This is a genomic window from Companilactobacillus nuruki, from assembly GCF_002872255.1.
Lineage (GTDB): Bacteria > Bacillota > Bacilli > Lactobacillales > Lactobacillaceae > Companilactobacillus > Companilactobacillus nuruki.
Genome location: NZ_NIPR01000034.1, coordinates 74,274 through 96,019, shown reverse-complemented (window position 1 = coordinate 96,019; position 21,746 = coordinate 74,274). Strand labels below are relative to the sequence as shown.

The window sequence follows — 21,746 nt, the reverse complement described above, 5'->3', positions numbered from 1 at the left end:
ATTTTAAATCGTTTTTTTGTTTGCAATTTAAAAATCGAGAACTATAATCGTATTTGTAAATTGATAGTGAGTACTCACTATCATAAAAAGGAGAGTGGATATTATGTTTACAACGATTTTTTGGATTTTAGCAATTTGGTTCATTATTAATATAATTTGGATGTGGTTTGCAACCGATAATCAAAGTCTTCAAAAAACTTTTGCCTGGATCAATGTGGCAGCAGTAATTGTCGGCTTTTGGGTTTACTTTGGCGTTACCAAAGTTAGTGGCATTGACACATGGTTCAATATCTTAAATTACGTCAACATTGTAGTCGCCATTATTCAATTCTACTTTGGCTATAGAAATAATAATTCTATGAAACATGCCTAATAAGTTTTCCCTCTTGAGCTCCTTTTAGGATAGAATGGAGCTAAGAATAAACATAGAGGTAAAAATATGGCTAACCAATTTGACATTTATCATGAAGCAGAAAAAACAGAAAAGCTAACTCCCAAGCAGAAATTAGTTTTTCAATCCGCAATCGACTTATTTTCTAGTCAAGGTTATTCCAATACCTCTACTAAAGAGATCTCTGAACACGCCGGGGTTTCTGAAGGCAGTATCTTTCGAAAGTTCAAGAATAAAGAAGAATTACTGATGTCCATTCTGACACCATTAACTCATAAGATTCTACCTCTGGATTTAAACCGATTTTCTCAAACGGCCTCTAAAAATGGCAAACTCAATTTAAGTTATTTTTTAACCAATTTAATCAATGATCGTATCAAACTTTTTAAATATAATCACAAAATAATGAAGATCTTTCTGAATGAATTTATTTACGACCAACATATTCATGATCGATTAATTGAAAGTATTCCTAAAAAATCTTTTAAACAGTTCAACGAGGTTCTTGACGATTTGAAGAAGAAGCAACTTTTAATCGATTGGGATAACTTAGAAATATTCCGATTTCTAGCCTCAAATATTTTAGGATACTTGATTCAACATTATTTTATTGAAGATGATAAAAAGTGGGATGAATCATTAGAAATTGAGCATACTACAAATTTTATCGTTAGGGGCTTAACTCCGACAAAATAAAAAGACGTCCTTATCGGACGTCTTTTTATTTTCTACTTCTTATGACGTGAAGATCTAGTACCACCTGACCTTGAATTCTTTGGTGAATCAGACTTCTTAGGTAATCTAAAGCTCATCTTACCACGTCCACCCTTTGGACCATCACCTTTATTACGTTGTGAATAATAGAGATACATCCAAACGACAACGGCAATCAAAACAATAATTCCAACAATAATACCGATCCATTGTTTATTATTAGATTGTTGTTTTGGCTTCGTGGCATCATTTACACTATCTGCTTGAGCCTTTTTAATAGTAATGTTGTAATTAAATGATTTCTCAAAACCACTATCATTCTTCAGAGTAATATGTGCTTTGTAATCTCCAGCTGTTAATTTCTTAATTGGGACAAAATAGTTAAATTGCGAATTAGGAGCGAACTGGAGGCTATCTGCTTTATAATTGATAACTTTACTACCATTAGTTATTTTAGCCTTCAGAGACACCTTATTGACGTTTATCGGTGCTGTGTTGTCCATTCTATATGCAATTCCGGTTGCTCCGGCGACAGCTTTTGGTGCAGCTGAGGTCAAATGCATATCAGGCATTACTCCGTCCTCTTTGGAACGTAGAACAACCCCTTTGACATATCTAACCTGATTCTTAATATTAATATTCTTAGATTTAGTTGGACTCACTGAGGCTGTGGTTGTAACACCGCCCAAGATAATTCCAGAATATTCAGAATCAGGTGATTTGACCTTAAACGAGACTGTCTTATTCTGACCAGCACCTAATTTAACAATTTGCTTACGTTTTCCCTCAACTAAGGATGTTAACGAAGGCAATTTAGACTTGTACAACTTGGTATTATATTTATCGTACCCAATTACACCTGAATCAGAGGTATATGCATTATTGACCATTGCAGTAACAGTAATGGCTTTACTACCCGTATTAGCAATTAAAATCTTTAAAGTTTGACTCTTCTTAGGTTCAACCTTTAAATCAAAATAAGATTCATCCTTACTAATTTGATTATTAGGCAAAATTGCTTGAATGGCATATGACTTGTCTGGTGCGGCCTTAACAGTTGTAGCAAACGGCAGAAAAGTTGCTATTAAAAGTAATAATGTTGAAAAAAATACAATTATTCGTTTCTTCATAATTTTAACTCCTACCTGAGCGCCAAATGGCCCAGAATATTAGGAAAATCAACGATACTAAAACACAGACAATTAGAATATACGTTGTCGTTTTATCATATATTAACCCTTTACAACGTTTATTGATATTATTTGCTTGATCTTGCGTTATTGTATATGTTTTATGGAATGTCCAAGTTGCCTTGCCACTTCTGGCAGCACCTTTAACTACATATTCTCCGGCCTTTACTGGGGTTGTGTTTTGGTCGAAGTCTACTGGGATTTTAGAATTTGGGGCTACTTTGGGGTAGGTAAGATCTGCATTCATTTGTTTATCACCTAAATTGAACCTATCTAACCAACTCTTCCTTTTGACAGTAGCATGGACAATTACGTTCTTCATCATGCCTGGTTCTTTGTTTTGGAGGTTAACAAATATGTGTGGCTTTTTTCTGATAACATCTAATGACAGATTATGAAGACTCAATACCCCCCAACGGGTTTGTTGTCATCAGTAATCCAAACTGGAACATTAGAATTACCAGGAGCGACTTTACTGACATCATAAATATTAAATCCGCCAAGAATTAATCCCTTTATTTTTTCATTTGGTAATTTAACTTTAAAAACAAGGTCTTTAGTTCTGTTAGGCCTCAATAAAATTGTTTGTGGCTTAGTCATATCTGCAAAAGCATATTTTAAACCATACTGTCCCACCTTCACGTTATCAGTATAAACTATTTTTCCATCCATTGATGTCGTAGCATTGGTTGGAACAACTCTTAATCGAAGTTTTCTTGTCCCAAAATTTCCTATTGATAATTTTAACGTTCTAACTTTGTCATTATCACCAAGTATTTGAAAACGATCAGTTATATCAGAATTTCCATCTTCAATCAGTGGCGTAACTGTCACTCCGTTAATATCAGCCTTAACATAATTAAAATCAAATAAAGTAAACATTATGAATATAAAAAAAACTGCAGATATTAAGTACATACCTTTTCTTTTCATTAGCTACCTCTAATAAACATCCCTATTATAATTCTATAATACTAAAAAAGCCGTCCCAAGTCTTGGAACAGCTTCATTTATTTTTTTATTAACGACGACGTTTTCTGCTTGAATTATCAGAGTTATTATTTCCCTTATTATTCTTTTTACCCAAGTAAATACCTAGACCAAGAATAATTGCTAATGCCAAAATTCCTAACAGGATGTACAGCCATAGATAATTTGGCTTTACACCTGCCAACTTATTATACTTAGCCGCATCATTATTAGTAATAGTAAAGTCTTTATTAAGAACCCAGCTCTTTAAACCGCCTCTAGTTTTATATGTTACTTTCAAATGATAATTTCCCGCTTGAAGAGTCTTCTTTCCCCAAGGAATAGCCATATTATAATTGGTTGTTGGAGCAATATCTGCAGATCCATCTTTTACAATTTTAAAACTCTTATCACTCTTTTTTGTAACAACAGCATGTGCACTAAGTGTACCTGCATAAGAGTTAGTTGAGTTATGAATATTAGCCTGAACACCTTGTTTTCTACCATCTGCTGTATTAGTTAAGCCTGGTTTTACAGTCCTTATAGAATAGCTTGGTTGAACCGTTTCATTGCCACTTTGACGAATTTGAATAGGAATAGAATAACTAAATTTATTCTTAATTAAAGTACCATTATTTGAAACAGTTCCTTTTGCCTTCTCTTTATACGGAGCAACTGTTACACCACCCATTAAAATCCCGTTAAATTTTTGTTCTGGTACTTTCATACTAAATGTTAATGTCGCTGTTTTATTACCAGGAACAGAAAAAACAGCATCTTTAGGGCTAGCTAATCCACGTGTCTGAATCTTCAGAGACGGATCGCTTACTTTTAATTTATTATACGAGAGTGCACCATTATCATCAGTAAAAGCAGTAGTTACACTAAATTTGAAGCGCCTTGTATTACTTGCACTATTAATGACTAATAGTTTTAGATCAACGGATTGACCGGCATTTCCCGTTATAAAGTAATTTCCATTATCTATATTCAAATTATCGGTATTTGAACCTCCAACTTTAAGGGAATAGTCCCCTGAAGTAGCTGCCTTTACGTTAAGACTTCCAGCACTTAATAAAAAAAAGGCTAAAATAAATGATAACGTTAATAGGACGCTAATTCTTTTTTTACGCATTATACACACATCCTCCATATCCATATATAAATATTCTACTTAACCTTTTATATTATAAAATAAAAACCACTACTAATGTAGTAGTGGTCTTAATTTATAATATATTTCTTTGATATAACAAAAGTTATTAGGCTACAGTAGTTGGTTTTGCAGTTAATGTCCATGTAATTGTTGAATTATATGATTTAACAGATGCCTTTGAAGGATCTCCACCATTTGATGCTGGATTAGTTACCAAATTCAATTTTGCTGATGTTGCTTTTGAATAATCCGCACTAATTGTACCATTCTTATATGAACCCTTTGCTAAATCAGCAATTGTTGTATCAGATGTAGTACCAGCTGTAATTTGTGCTTCGTCTGTCTTTAAACTTGTTCCTGTTACTGTTGACACATTATCACCATTATCATCAACTAAATCTGTTGGATTCAATGTCATAACAAATGCTTGTGAGTCAGAGCCAGATTTGAAGGCTGTCATTTGTGCGCCTAATGTAAATCCTGGTTGATTTTGACGTGATTCAATAACTTTAACGGCCGAAGCATTTTCTGAATCAGTTGCTTGGTCATCATACTTGTTGTTGTTCAAGTTTACAGTTGAACCTAAAGCAGCTGTACCAAATCCGAAATCAGGAACTTGATCAAGAACCAATAATCCATTAATTACTTTAACATTGGCATTTGATTCGGCTGTTGCTGAACCAACATCGGTTGTTTTACCATTATCATAAGCAATTGCCAAACCACCATTTGGTAATGACTTGTCAGTTGATGACAATGCATACTTACCATCAGCCACTGTATTACCTGTAACTGTACCATCTGTACCTACTGTTGCTGATGTTTGTGCAGCTTGTGCTGTCAATGCTGGTGCTACCAAACTTAGAACCATTCCTGCTGAAGCTAATGAACCTGCTAAAACCTTACTTGATAATTTCATGATATATCCTCCCTGATATAGAAAATTATTTTTTTGTTTTTTGTCTTTCTTGATTACAATTAGATAATACCAAATTTTACGATCTGTACATCTCATTATTCGTAAAAGTTATTTATCATAATTGAATCACTTTGTAACCGATAAAACATGTAAGAACTTCAAGCTTTTACGGAGCTTGTAACCATAAAAAGCGAATAGACCAATCAAAATACTAAAGCCTGTAATGATCAATCCGGTATCACGTGCATCACCCGTTTGAGGATATGACGACAAGTTATTGACGTTAACAGAAGGAGTAGTATCGGTATTCTTAATATTATTTTGATTACCAGTACTAGAACCAGTATTATCACTGTTCAACACCACGTTTGCGTTTGACTGACCACCACTACCTAAATTACTAGAATCCTCAGAGCTAGCGGCGACGACTGCAACTGGTGCCGATCTATCGGCGCCACCTCCTGTCGTACTATTGGATTCAGCAATTACATGTGTAAAGCTAAATCCTCCAATCACACCCAACAATATAACGGCAATTGCGAAGAAACCGACTACTCGCTTTTTGATTGTGAGACTTTTTCTAGTTCTCATTCTCTTCTTCATATAAAAAACCTCTCATCAAAAGTCTGTCTGTTTTCTCCTTACGCTTTGTATAATACCATCTGTCTACCTCCTAACAAGTCCGAAATAATTAAGAATTTCTTACAAGATGTGAATCATTTCTTAAAAGGTAATACTTAACGGGGTTATGTTGCCCCGTATATGGAAGCGTTTGATCTGCCTCATAAACATATTCAAAATCTAGCGTTTCCAAAAGTTTTTGGGGCGCCAAGTTATTAACCTCAGTGGATGCCCAAACTTCTGTTAATTTAAGGTTATCAAATCCATGTTTTATCAACAACTTAATTGCTTCCTTAGCATAGCCTTTTTTCCTGAACCTATGATCAATGACAAATCCAATTTCTCGGGTAGCCAACAATTCTTCTGATTCTCCACGCTTGTTCAATTCAATTATTCCTATCATAGTATCGTCATCCTTCAAAGCGACAGCATAAGCACTGTCCCTTCTTTCGTACATATCAAGGAGATCACGACCAAAGTCTACATCCTGCGTATACTCTAGTCCAGCTAAATCGTGATTATTTTTATCCTGTACCAATTCTAAAAACTGATTGATGTCAGTCGTTTTAAAATTTCTTATTTGAATGTTTCTTCCTATTAATAACATTTAATTGCCTCATATTAACTTATTATTCAATCTAATTTCTGGGTTTTTAATTAATGGTACTTTATAATAGACTTAATTTGAAAACGAAAGGGTGATTCTTGTATGGATTTAGAATTTAAGGGAAATACTGTTTCAACAATTGGCAACCCGCTTACTGTAGGTGAAACTTTTCCAGATTTTGTAGTTCTTAATAAGGACAACAACGAAATCAAGTTGAGTAGTCTATTAGATAAGCCATTACTAATTAGCGTAGTTCCAAACATCAATACCAGTGTTTGCAGTATCCAAACTAAACACTTTAATGAAGAAATTGATGGACACTCAGAAATCAACTTTGTTACTATCTCTACTAACACGCCAGAAGAACAATCTGACTGGTGTGCCGCTGAAAATGTTAAGAATATGAAGATGTTATCTGATATCGATCATGATTTTGGTAAAAAATCTAACATCTGGATCAGAGATCTTAATATTCTAGCTCGTTCAGTTTGGGTAATTGATAAGAACGGTGAGATTATCTATTCAGAAATCGTCCCTGTACAAACTAATGAACCTAGTTACGACAAGGTTCTTGGTCAATTAAATGAACTAGTTAAATAATTATAAAAAACGTAGGACAAGAATCAATATGATTCCTGTCCTTTTTTTACCTTCTACGATGTTTTACAAAAGTTACAAAATGCAATATACAAGCTAATAATACAAAGAAGATGATCGTAAAGCTTAAATAGTTCAACCAAAAATTATTGGTTATAACTGATTGCAGCGGTATCTGAATCCCCATTGTTATCAAAGCCATTAAGGCTATCATAAAGAATAATTGAATATATCTTTTCAAAGTTGAATCATCCTTTCTCTTTCTAATAGAAATCTTCTTTGCATACTTCTGGCACAGTTTCTTCTTACTATTAGGTAAACTTTTCATCCCAAAAGTTCCAGGCAATACAATTTCACCTACTTTAATAACTCCTGCAGCCGTCATAACTCGATCAATTGTCTTGAATGATTCATCGGTAACACCTGTTAAAAAATTTTCCAACGGTGACACGTAACAAGATGTAATGCTTAAATAATGCTTATCTTTAAATTGTCCGGGAATAGTATCGCCATTTTCTTTAAAATAAACTAATTTTGGACGCATGCAATCAAAGAAATTCTTCATGACGCCAGATAGTTCTCTAAAATAAGTTGGGGCAGCTAGAACCCACACATCACTCTCAGTCATCTTTTGTACAAGTTCATCTAAGACAGCATTCTTTTCATGATATTTATGTGGAGTAATATCATAATTTTCTAAATAAATTGTTTCGGTTTCTACATCAGGATCAACATTCTCTAATACCTCAGCCAACATTTGGGCATTCAAACCATGTTCCTGATGGGAACCCAATATCCCTAATATCTTCATAAATAATGTCCCCTTTGTCTATCAATTCTAATATACAAGTTATTTAGATTCAAAACACTAGCATTATCAAAAAAATGTTGATACAGTATGTTTAACTAAGGAGGTTTTGTATTTTATGAAAGTTCTTATAATTGGTGCCCATGGTAAAGTTGGTCACTTACTTATTGGTGAATTACAATCAAGAAACATCGATTTTGTTGCTGGATTGCGTAGTCAAGAACAGATCAAGGCCTACAACGAAAACAACATTGAAACTCAATTTATCGATTTGACAGCATCCCTAGATAGTATCAAGAATTCTATTGAAGCTTCTGGAGCGGATGTAATTGCCTTCTCTGCTGGTGCAGGTGGGGCTGGATCTGATTTAACTCTACAGATCGACCTTGATGGTGCAATTAAAACTATGATGGTTGCTGAAGCTATCGGTATCAAACGCTACATCATGGTTAGTTCTATTTTCAGCGATAATCGTAGTAAATGGGACGCTTCAGGTATTAAACCATACATGATTGCCAAGCATTACGCTGACGATCATTTGCGCGGTACTAACTTGGATTACACCATTATCCATCCTGGTGCCCTCACAAATGACGATGGTACTGGCAAGGTAAAATTACTAGATAATAATGAAACTGGTAGTATTCCAAGAGTTGATGTTGCTAAAGCAATTGCCTTAATTATTCAGAATCCAACTACAATTGGTAAAGAATTTACTTTTGCCAGTGGTGATCAACCCGCTGAAGACGTTTTTAGATAAAACTTGTACCTTGAAAAAGGCATATCACAAATATTTCTTGTGATATGCCTTTTTATTTATAATAAATACGAACTATCTATCTTTGCAAAGAATAATCGATCGTGTTTTGCTGTACTTTTTTAATAATTCCTGCAATACTTACCGCGTAATCAATAATAGTCCTGGAGGTATCCACTCATGCAGCCAGATACAAATGACCTCAGTCTTATTGAAAAACTATTTCATTTAAAAGAAGCTAACACCACGATTAGACGTGAAATATTAGCCGGTTTAACGACTTTCGTTTCAATGGCATATATCTTATTCGTTAATCCTCAAGTTTTAGGAACCGCTGGTATGAATAAGGGTGCGGTCTTCACAGCCACTGCTCTATCGGCCATTTTAGGTTCTGTTCTGATGGCTATATTAGCCAATTATCCTATTGCGATTGCTCCTGGTCTTGGTGACAATGCTTTCTTCACCTATTCTGTGGTTCTAGCCATGGGAATCCCTTGGCAAACAGCTATGGCAGGCGTGTTCATGTCGAGCATTCTTTTCTTATTGATCTCTGTCTTAAAGCTACGCGAATTGGTAATTGATTCTATCCCTCATGATTTGAAATTAGCTATGGCCTCAGGAATCGGGCTATTTATCGCCTTTGTTGGTTTACAAGGTGGTGGTTTGATTACAGCCAGTAAATCAACACTAGTTGAAATGGGACCATTAACCGTTCCCACAACTTGGTTAACAATATTTGGATTAGTTACAACTGGATTATTAATGGCAAAAAAAGTTCCTGGTTCCATTTTTATTGGTATGGTTCTGACAACTATTTTGGGACTTGTAACTAAACTAATTCCATTACCTAAACAAATTATTTCTACTATACCTAGTATGAAACCAACCTTTGGCGTTGGAATCGCTCACTTACCTGATTTGATTAATCCTCAATTGTGGTCAGTCGTACTCGTCTTTTTGTTAGTTGCTTTCTTCGATACGGCGGGTACATTAATTGGTTTAGCCGAACAAGCAGGATTTATGAAGAATAACAAGATGCCTCGCATTGGTAAAGCCTTAATGGCAGATTCGATCTCTATGCTTGGCGGTGCAGTTATGGGCACTACTCCAACGGCCGCTTATGTAGAATCATCTGCTGGAATCGCGGTTGGTGGTAGAACCGGATTAACCTCTCTAGTTGTCAGTATTCTATTCGCTATTGCGATGTTTTTCTCACCACTATTAACTGTTGTAACCTCTAATGTCACAGCACCCGTATTGATTATTGTTGGCATTTTAATGGCACAATCAATGAAACAAATTGATTGGCATAAGTTTGAAATTGCTATGCCGGCATTCTTAACTATTGTTGGTATGCCTCTAACATACAATATTTCTTACGGATTTGCTTTTGGTATTCTCTTCTATCCTCTGACAATGTGGGCTGCTGGCAGAAGAAAAGAAGTTACTCCTATTATGTATGTATTATTTTTTGTTTTTATTTTATTAATGTATACGATCAATGTTTTGCCTACGAAGTAAATTCAACTATAGAAAAATAGTCTGTATTGACATCAATTTTGTTCTTTCAAACACGATTGACGATCAATACAGACTATTTGTTTTAAAATTATAATTTATTTTTCAAAATTTATAAATTGTAATCTAACAGCATTCAAAACTGCAATTATTGTCACACCGACATCAGCAAAGACGGCCTGCCACATATCTACCATACCTAAAGCACCTAACAATAAGAAGATTATTTTAATAATCAAGGCGAATGAAATATTTTGCAATACGATCTTTCGAGTTTTTTTAGCTATTTTCATAGCCCTAGCGACTTTGGAAGGTTCATCTCCCATAATTACAATATCGGCAGCTTCAACTGCTGCATCAGAACCTAAGCCACCCATGGCAAAACCAATATCTGCCGTTGTTAGAACTGGTGTATCGTTGATACCATCGCCTACAAAGGCAACTTTTTTATTCTTCTGGTGCGATGTCTGCAATAAATCATTAACTATTTCAACTTTATTTTCTGGTAATAAATTTGTATAAACTGAACTCATTTTAAGTTTCTTAGCAATTGCTGAACCAACTTTTTCATTATCACCAGTTAGCATAACAGTCTGATTAATTCCTCGATTATTTAGTAACTTAATAGCTTTTGAGGCATCTTTTTTTGGTTCATCAGCAATAACAATGCTGCCCCAGAATTTACTATTAACCGCAACATAGACAATTGTTCCCAAGGCATTCGATTCAATAAAATCTATGTTCTCATTTTGCATAGCCTTAGCATTACCAACTATTACCGTTTGACCATCTACCTTAGCACTTAACCCATGACCAGCTTTTTCAGTGGAAGCCTCTGTTGATAAAATTTTACCTGTATAGGATTTTAATATAGAGACGGCAATCGGATGAGTTGAATTGTTTTCAACACTAGCAGCCATTTGTAATAACGATTCCTTAGTAATTCCCTTTTTGGGAATAACATCAACTACTGAAAATTGTCCTTTAGTCAAAGTACCAGTTTTATCAAAGGCAACTGTATCAACATCGTTTAGAGCTTCTAGATAATTGCTACCTTTTACCAAGATGCCTTGCTTAGATGCTGCTCCGATTCCACCAAAGAAACTCAACGGAACTGAGATAACAAGTGCACATGGACATGAGATCACTAAGAATATTAAAGCTCGATAAATCCAAGTATTCCAACTACCATTGACCAATAATGGTGGCACTACTGCCAAAATAACTGCTAAAACAACCACAATCGGTGTATAAATCTTAGCAAACTTGGTAATGAATTTTTCGGCATCTGCCTTCTTATCATTGGCATTCTCAACTAAGTCCAAAATCCTAGCAACGGTTGAATCATTGTATAATTTGCTTACTTTGATCTGTAATGTTCCAGTCTGATTGATCGAACCACTTAGGGCTTGATCGCCCACCTTAATACTTTGGGGCATTGACTCACCAGTTAAAGCTGAAGTATCAACGGATGATTGTCCGAGAACTACCGTCCCATCCAAGGGAATCTTCTCACCGGGTTTAACCAGAATAATTTGATCTATCTTGACTTCACTGGGATCAACAACCTTAGTTCGATTACCTAACTTCAATGTGGCAAAAGCCGGTTTAACTTCCAATAATGCAGAAATTGATTTCTTGGAATTATTCACCGCGGCATCTTCAAAAACATTTCCTAATTCATAAAACAACATCACTGCAATTGCTTCGGGATATTCACCTAAAATAATTGCTCCAATTGTAGCAATACTCATCAGAAAATTTTCATCAAATATCTCACCATGAAAGATATTACGAACTGCTCGAAAAACTATCCGAGCCCCAATAATTAGATAGGCTGCTATAAAAGCTACCACTGCGATAGATTTAGGTAATATTGTACTCGAACCCAACACCAATAGGATGAATGAAACTAATAGTCTAATAATGGTAGTTTTAGTTTCATTATTTAATTCATACTTAATTTTTTTAGATTTTTTTATTTCTTTGTAATCAGTTTGGATATTGTATGATTTCATTGTAACATCCTCCTTGAAAAGGTTTACATGTTCATTTGAATATATGAGCAATCATTCATATATAAATTATAATATAATAGGTCGTAATAGAATTCAACCTATTTCCATCACAAGAGGATAATTATGCCAGAACAAAATTTTGAGCTTGAACATCAAAAAGCTCTACACAACTTAAAACAAAATCTACCTGATAATAATGATCTTGATGCTATGGTCAATATTTTTAAAGCCTTTGGAGACATGACACGAGTTAAAATAATTCTTGCATTGGCCGAAACACCTTTAAGTGTCGGAGAAATTGCTGATACTCTGGATATGAGTCAATCATCTATTTCACATCAGTTAAGTATCTTAAAACAGCTTAATCTTGTCTCAAATGCCAGAAAGGGTCGTAATATTCATTATCGTTTGAGCGACCAGCATATTATTACTATTTTTAAACAAACTCAGGAACATATCATTGAAGATGAAAATGATTTTTAATAATTCTACAAAAAGACCCCCAATTAAATTAATTGGAGGTTTTTTTTATAAATTATTCACTTGGCATGTCTTTCGATAAGTTAGTGGTGACATCCCTATTTTTCTTTTAAACTGTTTAGAAAAATCATTGAGATCATAAAATTTTAATTTCTTTGCAATATCTTGAATCGGCTGATCTGTCGTTTCCAATAAAGAACGTGCCGTACGCATTTTTTGAACACTAATAAATTCGCCAATTGACATGTGGGTTTCATCACTAAAATTTCTTTGTGCTTTACTAGGATTACAATATTGATTGGCATGTATCAATACATCTTTAACCGTTAATTTGTGATAAATATTAGCATTTATATAATAAATAATATCCAAAGTTGATTCCAAACGACAGCTAAAGGATAAATTGTCTATGACCATTAACGAGCCAAATTCATAAATGATTTTTTTGATCCATTGGGCATAATCTTCAACAGGTTCTTTTTGCAATAAGCGATGATATTTTTGTTGAAGCTCTAAAAAGGGATAAATCTCAACATGATTTTGAATCCCCTCATGAGCCAAATCATCAACAAAACTATGCATTTGAGATGTTATTTGTGCAGGGGTCAATATTTTAACTAAATCAATATTTCTTTCAATATTGGATTTGATATATTCAAATCCCAAACTTAATTCACCTTTACGATAAAAACGGATAAAATCCCGCTGAATATATCCCAATAAAATTATTGCCTTTTTATCAGGGCGTTCATGCATGTATACCTTTAGGTTATCAAGATAGCGTGTATAAAATAAGTCCTCCACTACCTAGCCCCCTTTTATATTTTTATTACGGATCTCTCAAGAGATGAGCATATTCTATCAGAACAAAGTAAACCTAACACCTTTTAAGCCTATCTCTCGAAATTAAAATCTACGTTTAAAAAATGTTCCAATACCTGTGACCAGCAATAATATAAATCCAATAACTGATAAATCATTTTTATCATTTGATGTTTGTGGAAGACTGTTTAATTCCCTTTTGTTTTCGATTGGAGCAACTTTGAATAGACTAACTGTTCCTTTATTTAAACTTGAAGCTAGTGGTGTAATTGAATTATTGGATTTATTTAGTTCATTCGGTTTACTTGGTTCGTTTGGCTTTGTTGGTTCATTTGGTTTACTTGGTTCGTTTGGCTTTGTTGGTTCATTTGGTTTACTTGGTTCGTTTGGCTTTGTTGGTTCATTTGGTTTACTTGGTTCATTTGGTTTACTTGGTTCGTTTGGCTTTGTTGGTTCATTTGGCTTCAAGGCAAACGATTGATTAATTGCATAAAAAACATCAACTGGCTTATCAGCGTAAGCATAACTATTTTCTACTCGAGTGTCTTCATGATTTAGCCTTTGAGCATAATAATAATCCGGAATATTTAAATAAAAGCCTACCTTTAAGTTAGATTCCCAATTGCCTCGTTCCAAATAGAACATCTTAATCTGATGCTCGGCATTAACCCTATTCCAATTTTGCCCTAAGATATCTTTTAAACTTTTAACGATCTTACCATTTTCAGTAATATCTCCAGTATGAAAATTAATTTGTCCTGATTGTGAAGGATGTATTCCTCCCAAATCAAGCACCAATTTATTATCAATATAAAGCCAAAAATCATCATCGCCACTAAATTCGGTAATCATATCTTTACCATCAATCTGACCACTATCTCCTCCATTACCATCAGCTCTACCAGATTGAACATAACTTGTACTCATAGTAACGCCAAAATAATGATTAACTTTTGATGGTGCAATATCATATTTTTTAGGATTCCCTTTAACATCAAAAAAAGTTTGCATTCCATTCAATGGGAAAAATTGTCCTTTATTATGATTGGAAACATCTGGTTGATTGTATACATCTATTTGATCAGTTTCAGAATTGTAGGCAGCATGATTGTTTAAACTATTAAACGAATACTTTCCCTTACCATCAGTAGTAAACAAATTCAAAAGCTTATTAGAATTAATGTTTTTTTTACCATCGACAGACACTTCCGAATCAAATAAATAATTTAAAGATTGTCCCGAGCTCAGTTGTGGATATCCGTTAACTAATTCATCTGTCACAATCCCTTTAGTAGCACTAGAATGGTTCATATTCATATAAACATTCTTATAACCGCCACCAGTGGAAAACTTTAAATCATGATCTTTATTAATACCTTCATCTATTTTGCTATTCTCAGAATTAGGATCAATCCAATAATCAGAAAGTGATACATCAATCCCTGGATTAGTCGTATTAATTTTTTGTAGAGGTTCATCTATCATTGTATTTGTTGCTACAGGATCAGTAGGATGATACTTTACATAATATGCCAAATTATCTTTATCAATCTTTGTAGATTTAATAATTTTATAAACAATACCGTTCTCAATAATATAGTTCTTATTATTCTCAACTGCATCTGCTATTGGTGCATTTCGACTATCTCCATTAAGATACTCAGTATTATAACTTTCATTTTTATAATCTGAATATAATTGATCATCTTTTGTCACATCACTAAAATCTTGTTTACTGTCATCCCACTTTTGAAGAGTTCCATTTTTATCAGCATAAAAATAGATAGTTTGGTCATTTATCTTTTTAGATATGGTTTGATAATAATCAGTATCATTATTTATCGAAGCTGGCACCTTAGATAATTGATCAACGATATGTAAAATATAGCCATTCCCCAAATCATCTCCAGCCTTCAATTCTCCTGATTGTAATTTATTAACTAAATTTGTGTTATCAGACCAATTCAAATAATTGTTTTTACTTTCATCAGAATGAAGTGCAATATCACCATTATTTTTATCATAACCATCGTCATGTTTGATTTGATAATCATCAACAGTATTTTGTTTTTCATTAACTGCATTATCTAATTCATTCTGGCGATCAACAGGTAAATAATTGTTTTGAATACTGTTTGTATTCTTGGCATTATTAATGTCTTGTATTTGGCTAGGCGTTGCCAATATGAAATTCTTGCTTTCGTTATTATAAATATAATACTGATTATCCTTTTCAATAAAAGTTATATTCTGATTCTGTGTAGTAACACTCTTAGTCAATGTAGTATTATTATTGATTGAATAATTACTATTATTTGATTTTCCTTGATCACTTTGTATACCACTTTGATCTGTATCAGAATTAGATATTTGGCTTAAGGTTACTTTATCAGATGTATTAATAGTATCAGCTAATATAATTTGCGAATTCCATAAGAAGAATCCCCCTAAAACAGCATTACTAAACAAAAAAAATTTAGTTATTTTATGATCTTTACTCATTTTATATTCCCCATAAATATTTTGTTTTATTGCCTAACAGAGGAATTATACTTAGTCAATTTCAAATTGGGGACATTTTAGGATAAATTCGAAAAATTATACATATCATTTTACTAAAAATATCTGGTTAATATTAGAAACAAAAAAAGTCACAAAACTTCAGCTTAATTGCCGTTGCCTTGTAACTTTTTTATTATTTAGCTTTCAAATTCTAATAACCAGTACTTGAATAACCATATGTCGAACTATTTGAATTTGTTCTAGAGGTTGTCGAACGCTGTGAACCTATATTATTAATTTCCTCATCAGTTTTTGTTGTAGAAGAACTTTGAGTTGCAGGGTCATATTGTATATCACCTGTCTTAGCCTTTGACAAATCTAAGTTTTTACGAATAAAATCAGTTACTCGTTGTAATTCGGATTTCTTCATAACTTCCATACTTTGGTCAGCTACTTGTGCACTAGTACCTTGTAAATGAGTTTCGGAAGTATTCTTTCTAACCGAATTATAATCCTTAGCAAGTTTTGTTAAATCATTAAAGGTCATATCCGTTTGTGTTTGATTGGCAATTGAGTTAATGAAGTATTGATTCAATAACGTCTTAACCGAACTACTCTTCTTCAATAGTGCTGTTAGAACAGCTCTTTGACGTGTCTGACGACCATAATCTCCTTGAGGATCATCATAACGCATTCTCGAATATGCCAGAGCTTTTTTACCATTCATATGAGTTTTCTCACCATTAGTAAAAGTATAGCCTTGATATGTAAAAGTTAAAGTTGGAGTCACATCAACTCCCCCAGCTCGGTCAATTACTTTTTCCATACCGCCCATATTAATAAGTGCATAATAATCAATTGGAACATTCAATAACTTTTGAACAGTTGTGATGGCGGTCTTAGCTTGACCATAAGAATAAGCTGCATTTATTTTAGCAGGTGAATCCTTCTGATAACCTGGAATATTAACGGCCGTATCACGAGGAATACTTGTAATAGTAGTTTTATTAGTTGATGGATTCAACGTTATAACCATCATACTATCGGTTCTACCTTTATAATCTCTTCCCAATGCACCGGTATCTGTTCCCATTAAGAGAATAGATATCGGTTTTTTTTCTTGTAACTCTTTACTTACATTTCGTTGTTTAGTCACACCAGATGGTGTAAATGAGCTGTTTACAGCATTTTTTACATTACGATATTTGGTCATACCGTATGCTGATCCCCCCAAAACTATTAACAAAATTAATACTAGAAATACATTTCTTAATGTATGTTTCTTTTTTTTGTTGTGCATTTTTTCCCCCAAAAGGATTACTAAGATTTAAAAATAATCCCTATTTTTTTTAATATTCTGGCTCTCAACAATATCAATATAATTATGTAGACAAAAATTCCTAGTAACACCTCAAGAATTAGCGAAATCCAATCTTTTCCCAATGCCCCATTTAAATAAGAAACTAGAAATAACATCACAATTCCTGCAAAAAAATACTTCCAAAAATCTCTAAATAGTTTTTTATAAACAACTTGTCCTCTTAGAGCTATCAATTGGTATATTGTAACGGCTAGCTCAGATAATACAGTTGCTATTGCAGCACCTACAGCACCAAACATTATTATTAATGGCACATTAGCAATAAAATTAACTATCGCCCCAAGTATTACAGACAACGTATACGATTTAGTCTGTTTAGTCGGTAACAAAAACTGAGTTCCTATAGCATTACTCCAAGCTATTAAAATTATAACAACTGATTCAATCATCATTATTGGAATCACACTAGTAAATTTACTAGTAAAAAACAAAGGAACAAATTTAGACGAAATTGCCATTAGTCCAAACATCATTGGTATAGATATTGCCGATACAAAAGAAAAACTTTCATATAAGAGCTTCTTTGTCTTTTCGGACTTTCCTTTAGCAAAAGCATTAGCAACATGTGGCAACATGACAGTTCCAGTCGCCGTAGCAACGGCTAGTATCACCTTAACCAATTTATCCGATTGATCAAAATAACCTGATGCTTGGACGGACACCATCAAACCCAACATTGTTTTATTTAAAACAAGATATATTTGAGTAGCAATCTGCGGAATAAAAAGAATCAATGACGGCCACAAATGCCTCCAAATTTTTAATTCTGATAGTTTAGCCTTTCCAATGTATCTTTGTAAACTAGGAAACAGTGTAATATTTCCAAATAAAAGTGATAAAGATAAAATCAGTATATATGTTGTTAGATCATCATACGATTTAACAAATATAAATATACTAATTAAAGTAAGTACCTTTACAATAAGGTTCCTAAAGATCGTAATAGCAAAATCTTCTACTCCCATAAAAAACCACGATATATCAAAGGCCATAGCTATAATAGATATAGATTGTGCCAAGTAATAGATTTGATATTCTCTTAAAAAGAAAAAGAATATTACAAAGCAAAAATATGCGAAGATGATTGTAACTAATCTCATTAGAAATATCTCATAAAATGTATGCGTCAATTCTGTTCTATTATCTCTAATAAAGGCAACCTGACGGTTTCCATATAAATTAACCCCTATGCTACCAAATAATATAAAGTATTGGATAATTGAATTAGTATAAGAGTTAATTCCAACACCTTTTGGTCCTAAAACACGAGCCAAATATGGCGTTGTTATTAAAGGAACTATTAAAATAAAGATTTGGTAAAAGGTGTTGTATAGATAGTTCTTAATAACCTTCATTCATCATTCTCCAAATCATTTCTTCTGTGACTAACTAAACTCGCAATCCTATCAATAAATATTTTACGTGTTTTACCAAATAAAAATTTCATAACTATATCAATTATTGAACAAAATATAAATATTAAAGAAGACACTAGCAAACCATATGCTAGAACAAAAGGGGTATTCTCATATCTATACCCTCTTATGAGATTATTCCATAGCCAATCAACTATTAATAAATTCGCATGTATTAAATAAATTGAAAATGTAGTTGATGCCACCTCATTAATAAATTTTATTGTAAATGGATTTATTCTTACTACAAATAGGAATATACATAGTGCTGATAACAATTGTAGCGGACTTAACCCACCTATTAACCACCCGTACAACCTTGGACTACTACCAATATTGTATTTTAGCTGTATATAATTAATTATGAAAACTGAAAAGCATGATAAAAATAATGAAATTGCCAATATCGACCACAAATAGATCTTTTTTATTTCTCTTTTTAATTCATTTTCAAAAATCCTTATATATGCACCAAAACAATAAACAACCAATAACCACACTATATCATCACCCGTTGTTCCAATAGCGGGATTACGGAAAAGGGTACCTAACACCGAAAAAATAAAGAAAATTGTAAGAAGAAACTTATGATACTGCAATCTACTAAAGCTTAATAAAATCTTATTCATGTATGGAACTAATAAATACATTCCTAAATATGCTGTTACAAACCAGTTCAAATAACCAGAACTGGAAAGAAATACAGTTTTAACAATATTTTTTAAATCGAATTCATTTATTTTAAAAACAACAGAAAGGATCAAAATTAATATCGAATAAAAATAGGAGGTAATCCAAATACTAATAAATGATTTTTTTTTGAAGCCCGACGAAATTATGAAATAACCAGATATTAAAACAAACAGGTTTACCCCCAGTTTTCCACCTATCCATAACGAATTAATAATTGACTTTAAAACATACTCATTGCTTTGAAACTTCCAGTCAGTCTGCCATGAAAAATGGCCTAAAATTATAAAGAACATACTGAGTATTCTTAAACATTCAATTGCAGAGTTTCTTTTATTAACCAATTTATCCTCCAAAGAAATATAATCATCTAATTCTCACAAACAAGAGATTTTTCCTACGAGACGTACTTCACTTTAGGGTTGAAAACCATTCCCTGAAAAATCCCCTTTAGGACGGCTACAATTCTATAAAATCTATGATCTTTTCCATATCTAATTATAGAAGGAACCATAAGTACTTCACTAATAATCCTACGAATAGCTTTTCTTTTCGATTTATATTTTCTATCAATATAAATCAAATTTCTAAACATAAAAGTATATCTTTTTATTCTGTCAAATGAATCATTCACTATTGTCATATTACTTAAATTGTTTTCAGTATAATGCAGCACCTTACTTTTAGTGACAAAATAACTTGAATATTTTGAAGATATACGCGTTGTATATTCAGTATCATCCCCCCATATGAATAGTTCTGCCGTCGGTATACCTAGTTCCTTAATTATTCGTCGAGGCACTAATATTGACACAAATGTCGCTGTATTAACGCTAACAAGACCATCGTCTATCTTTTCTCCCCAATTATTAGAAACTTCAGGAATATTAGTACTGGAATTGTCTTTCCATCTAGCATTACTACACAAGAAGCCATAACTATTTTTTAACTTATTATCTCCCTTTAACAATTCTTCCAAACAATCTTCATTAGGAAAAGTGTCATCATCCATTATCCAAACAAAATCATCATCCGTTCTTTCATAAGCAAGTCTAACACCCTCGCTAAAACCTTTGGCTCCACCAAAATTTCTCATCATGTTTTTTACAATCAAATTTTTGTTTGTTAATCCGTTCAAATACTCTTCTGTACCATCAGTACTTTTATTATTTATAACAAGAACGTGCCTAACCCTGATAGTTTGCTTAAATAGACTTTCAAGACATTTTTTTAACAATTCCAACCTGTTGTATGTAACAACGACAGCACAAACCTTTTTTTCCAAAAGTTACTCACCCTTAATCAAATTATTTAACAACTGCATCTATTTCGCCCAAGTACTCCTTATTAATTTCTCCCTGGATATACTTTTCTCTGGTAGATTCATTTACATACTTTCCTTCAATTGGAATCTTAGAATCAGCCCGTCTCAAGAACCATTCATACTCAATATCTAAATGTCCTATATCTATAGCCTGCACATGTAATTCTACCGATATCCTAGGAGTTAAAACCGTTGCAGTTGGCCCTAATGATATTAATAATAATGGCCTATGATGGGGATTACTTAATACTTCATCCTTTATCACATTATAGATATCATCAATTTTTTCAAATGCATTTGTTGATGGAGCAATTATTCTCCTAACAGACTTTGCATACTTAAAAAGGTTATTTCCAACTCCAAAGCGAGTAAATTCTCCCTCAACCATGATGACATCCCTGTTTTCCCACATCTTTTTTATGCAATTAAATCTCCGTTCAACTTCTCTATGACTAAAAAGATATCCCTGATAAGGTCTAGTAAAAAAGGCATCACCATATAAATAATTACTATTCAAATATTTATAATACTTTTTCAAATAAATACTTACTTCTCTCTCCCAAAACACTTTATTCGATAACTTCATATTTGATAAATTTAGATAAACACTTGGTACACAAATTAAAAGTTTTTTGTCATTATATTCTAAAACCCTATTTAACTGATTTGACAGTCTAACTGAATTTATTTCAAAGGTATTTCCCAAATCCATCGATAAAAGAAATCTAAATTCCCCATCTCCAAATCTGGTCACAGAAAGATCCTCATCAATAATCTTTTTAATAGTTGTATCAAAATCCAACGTATTTACTCTAAACTTGGAAATACTTCTTTTATAAGGAATATACCAAAAAATATACTTAACCA

22 protein-coding genes are annotated in these 21,746 nt (G+C 33.0%); 6 read left to right on the top strand and 16 right to left on the bottom strand.

What is annotated here, in order from left to right; translation table 11 throughout:
- Window positions 1–103 precede the first annotated feature (103 nt).
- Window positions 104–373, top strand: coding sequence for a hypothetical protein (locus tag CBP76_RS09100; protein ID WP_102196589.1), 270 nt, complete (start codon window positions 104–106; stop codon window positions 371–373).
- Window positions 374–439: 66 nt separating this feature from the next.
- Window positions 440–1,087 (top strand): TetR/AcrR family transcriptional regulator, encoded by a 648-nt coding sequence (locus tag CBP76_RS09095; RefSeq protein ID WP_102196588.1) that lies wholly within the window; start codon window positions 440–442, stop codon window positions 1,085–1,087.
- Window positions 1,088–1,119: 32 nt separating this feature from the next.
- On the opposite strand, the gene CBP76_RS09090 is transcribed toward CBP76_RS09095, so the two are convergent.
- The 7 genes from CBP76_RS09090 to CBP76_RS09060 form a co-directional block, all read right to left on the bottom strand.
- Complete coding sequence (locus CBP76_RS09090) at window positions 1,120–2,235, bottom strand: WxLIP family cell surface protein (protein ID WP_102196587.1); 1,116 nt, start codon at window positions 2,233–2,235, stop codon at window positions 1,120–1,122.
- A gap of 4 nt (window positions 2,236–2,239) precedes the next feature.
- Window positions 2,240–2,701 carry a WxL protein host-binding domain-containing protein gene (locus tag CBP76_RS09085; protein ID WP_102196586.1) on the bottom strand — a complete coding sequence of 154 codons (462 nt, stop codon included), beginning with the start codon at window positions 2,699–2,701 and terminating at the stop codon, window positions 2,240–2,242.
- Window positions 2,698–3,228, bottom strand: a complete 531-nt coding sequence (locus CBP76_RS09080) for a WxL protein peptidoglycan domain-containing protein (protein ID WP_102196585.1) — start codon at window positions 3,226–3,228, stop codon at window positions 2,698–2,700. Before CBP76_RS09080 ends, CBP76_RS09085 begins: the two co-directional genes overlap by 4 nt.
- Before the next feature lie 88 nt (window positions 3,229–3,316).
- Window positions 3,317–4,399, bottom strand: coding sequence for a DUF3324 domain-containing protein (locus CBP76_RS09075; RefSeq protein ID WP_166667244.1), 1,083 nt, complete (start codon window positions 4,397–4,399; stop codon window positions 3,317–3,319).
- A gap of 127 nt (window positions 4,400–4,526) precedes the next feature.
- A complete protein-coding gene (locus tag CBP76_RS09070; RefSeq protein WP_166667243.1) occupies window positions 4,527–5,339 on the bottom strand; it encodes a WxL domain-containing protein in 813 nt (270 codons plus the stop codon).
- Between the two features lie 126 nt (window positions 5,340–5,465).
- Window positions 5,466–5,942, bottom strand: a complete 477-nt coding sequence (locus CBP76_RS09065; RefSeq protein ID WP_102196582.1) for an LPXTG cell wall anchor domain-containing protein — start codon at window positions 5,940–5,942, stop codon at window positions 5,466–5,468.
- Window positions 5,943–6,030: 88 nt separating this feature from the next.
- Window positions 6,031–6,567, bottom strand: a complete 537-nt coding sequence (locus tag CBP76_RS09060; RefSeq protein ID WP_102196581.1) for a GNAT family N-acetyltransferase — start codon at window positions 6,565–6,567, stop codon at window positions 6,031–6,033.
- 102 nt (window positions 6,568–6,669) lie between these two features.
- On the opposite strand from CBP76_RS09060, the gene tpx reads away from it, so the two are divergent.
- Window positions 6,670–7,167 carry a thiol peroxidase gene (gene tpx / locus CBP76_RS09055; protein ID WP_102196580.1) on the top strand — a complete coding sequence of 166 codons (498 nt, stop codon included), beginning with the start codon at window positions 6,670–6,672 and terminating at the stop codon, window positions 7,165–7,167.
- Between the two features lie 46 nt (window positions 7,168–7,213).
- On the opposite strand, the gene CBP76_RS09050 is transcribed toward tpx, so the two are convergent.
- Window positions 7,214–7,975: a flavodoxin family protein gene (locus tag CBP76_RS09050; RefSeq protein ID WP_102196579.1), complete on the bottom strand. Its 762-nt coding sequence runs from the start codon at window positions 7,973–7,975 to the stop codon at window positions 7,214–7,216.
- Between the two features lie 115 nt (window positions 7,976–8,090).
- Between CBP76_RS09050 and CBP76_RS09045 the strand changes: the two genes are divergently transcribed.
- Both CBP76_RS09045 and CBP76_RS09040 read left to right on the top strand, forming a co-directional pair.
- On the top strand, window positions 8,091–8,732 hold the full coding sequence (locus tag CBP76_RS09045; protein ID WP_102196578.1) for an SDR family oxidoreductase: 642 nt from the start codon (window positions 8,091–8,093) through the stop codon (window positions 8,730–8,732).
- A 177-nt stretch (window positions 8,733–8,909) separates the two neighbouring features.
- A complete protein-coding gene (locus tag CBP76_RS09040) occupies window positions 8,910–10,250 on the top strand; it encodes an NCS2 family permease (protein WP_102196577.1) in 1,341 nt (446 codons plus the stop codon).
- 95 nt (window positions 10,251–10,345) lie between these two features.
- On the opposite strand, the gene CBP76_RS09035 is transcribed toward CBP76_RS09040, so the two are convergent.
- Window positions 10,346–12,265, bottom strand: coding sequence for a heavy metal translocating P-type ATPase (locus tag CBP76_RS09035; protein WP_102196576.1), 1,920 nt, complete (start codon window positions 12,263–12,265; stop codon window positions 10,346–10,348).
- 123 nt (window positions 12,266–12,388) lie between these two features.
- On the opposite strand from CBP76_RS09035, the gene CBP76_RS09030 reads away from it, so the two are divergent.
- Window positions 12,389–12,748: an ArsR/SmtB family transcription factor gene (locus CBP76_RS09030; RefSeq protein WP_102196575.1), complete on the top strand. Its 360-nt coding sequence runs from the start codon at window positions 12,389–12,391 to the stop codon at window positions 12,746–12,748.
- Between the two features lie 45 nt (window positions 12,749–12,793).
- Here the strand turns inward: CBP76_RS09030 and CBP76_RS09025 are convergent, their stop codons facing one another.
- The 7 genes from CBP76_RS09025 to CBP76_RS08995 all read right to left on the bottom strand — a co-directional run bounded on the left by CBP76_RS09025 (window position 12,794) and on the right by CBP76_RS08995 (window position 21,681).
- Window positions 12,794–13,549 carry a helix-turn-helix transcriptional regulator gene (locus CBP76_RS09025; protein ID WP_102196574.1) on the bottom strand — a complete coding sequence of 252 codons (756 nt, stop codon included), beginning with the start codon at window positions 13,547–13,549 and terminating at the stop codon, window positions 12,794–12,796.
- A 102-nt stretch (window positions 13,550–13,651) separates the two neighbouring features.
- A complete protein-coding gene (locus tag CBP76_RS13490) occupies window positions 13,652–16,069 on the bottom strand; it encodes a fibro-slime domain-containing protein (protein WP_117589406.1) in 2,418 nt (805 codons plus the stop codon).
- A 211-nt stretch (window positions 16,070–16,280) separates the two neighbouring features.
- Entirely contained in the window at window positions 16,281–17,369 is a 1,089-nt protein-coding gene (locus CBP76_RS09015; RefSeq protein ID WP_102196573.1) for an LCP family protein, read from the bottom strand.
- 20 nt (window positions 17,370–17,389) lie between these two features.
- Window positions 17,390–18,805 (bottom strand): oligosaccharide flippase family protein, encoded by a 1,416-nt coding sequence (locus tag CBP76_RS09010; protein WP_102196572.1) that lies wholly within the window; start codon window positions 18,803–18,805, stop codon window positions 17,390–17,392.
- Entirely contained in the window at window positions 18,802–19,899 is a 1,098-nt protein-coding gene (locus CBP76_RS09005) for an acyltransferase (RefSeq protein WP_102196571.1), read from the bottom strand. Before CBP76_RS09005 ends, CBP76_RS09010 begins: the two co-directional genes overlap by 4 nt.
- Window positions 19,900–19,952: 53 nt before the next feature.
- On the bottom strand, window positions 19,953–20,840 hold the full coding sequence (locus CBP76_RS09000; RefSeq protein WP_102196570.1) for a glycosyltransferase family 2 protein: 888 nt from the start codon (window positions 20,838–20,840) through the stop codon (window positions 19,953–19,955).
- A 22-nt stretch (window positions 20,841–20,862) separates the two neighbouring features.
- On the bottom strand, window positions 20,863–21,681 hold the full coding sequence (locus CBP76_RS08995; RefSeq protein WP_166667242.1) for a GT-D fold domain-containing glycosyltransferase: 819 nt from the start codon (window positions 21,679–21,681) through the stop codon (window positions 20,863–20,865).
- Between the last annotated feature and the right edge of the window lie 65 nt (window positions 21,682–21,746).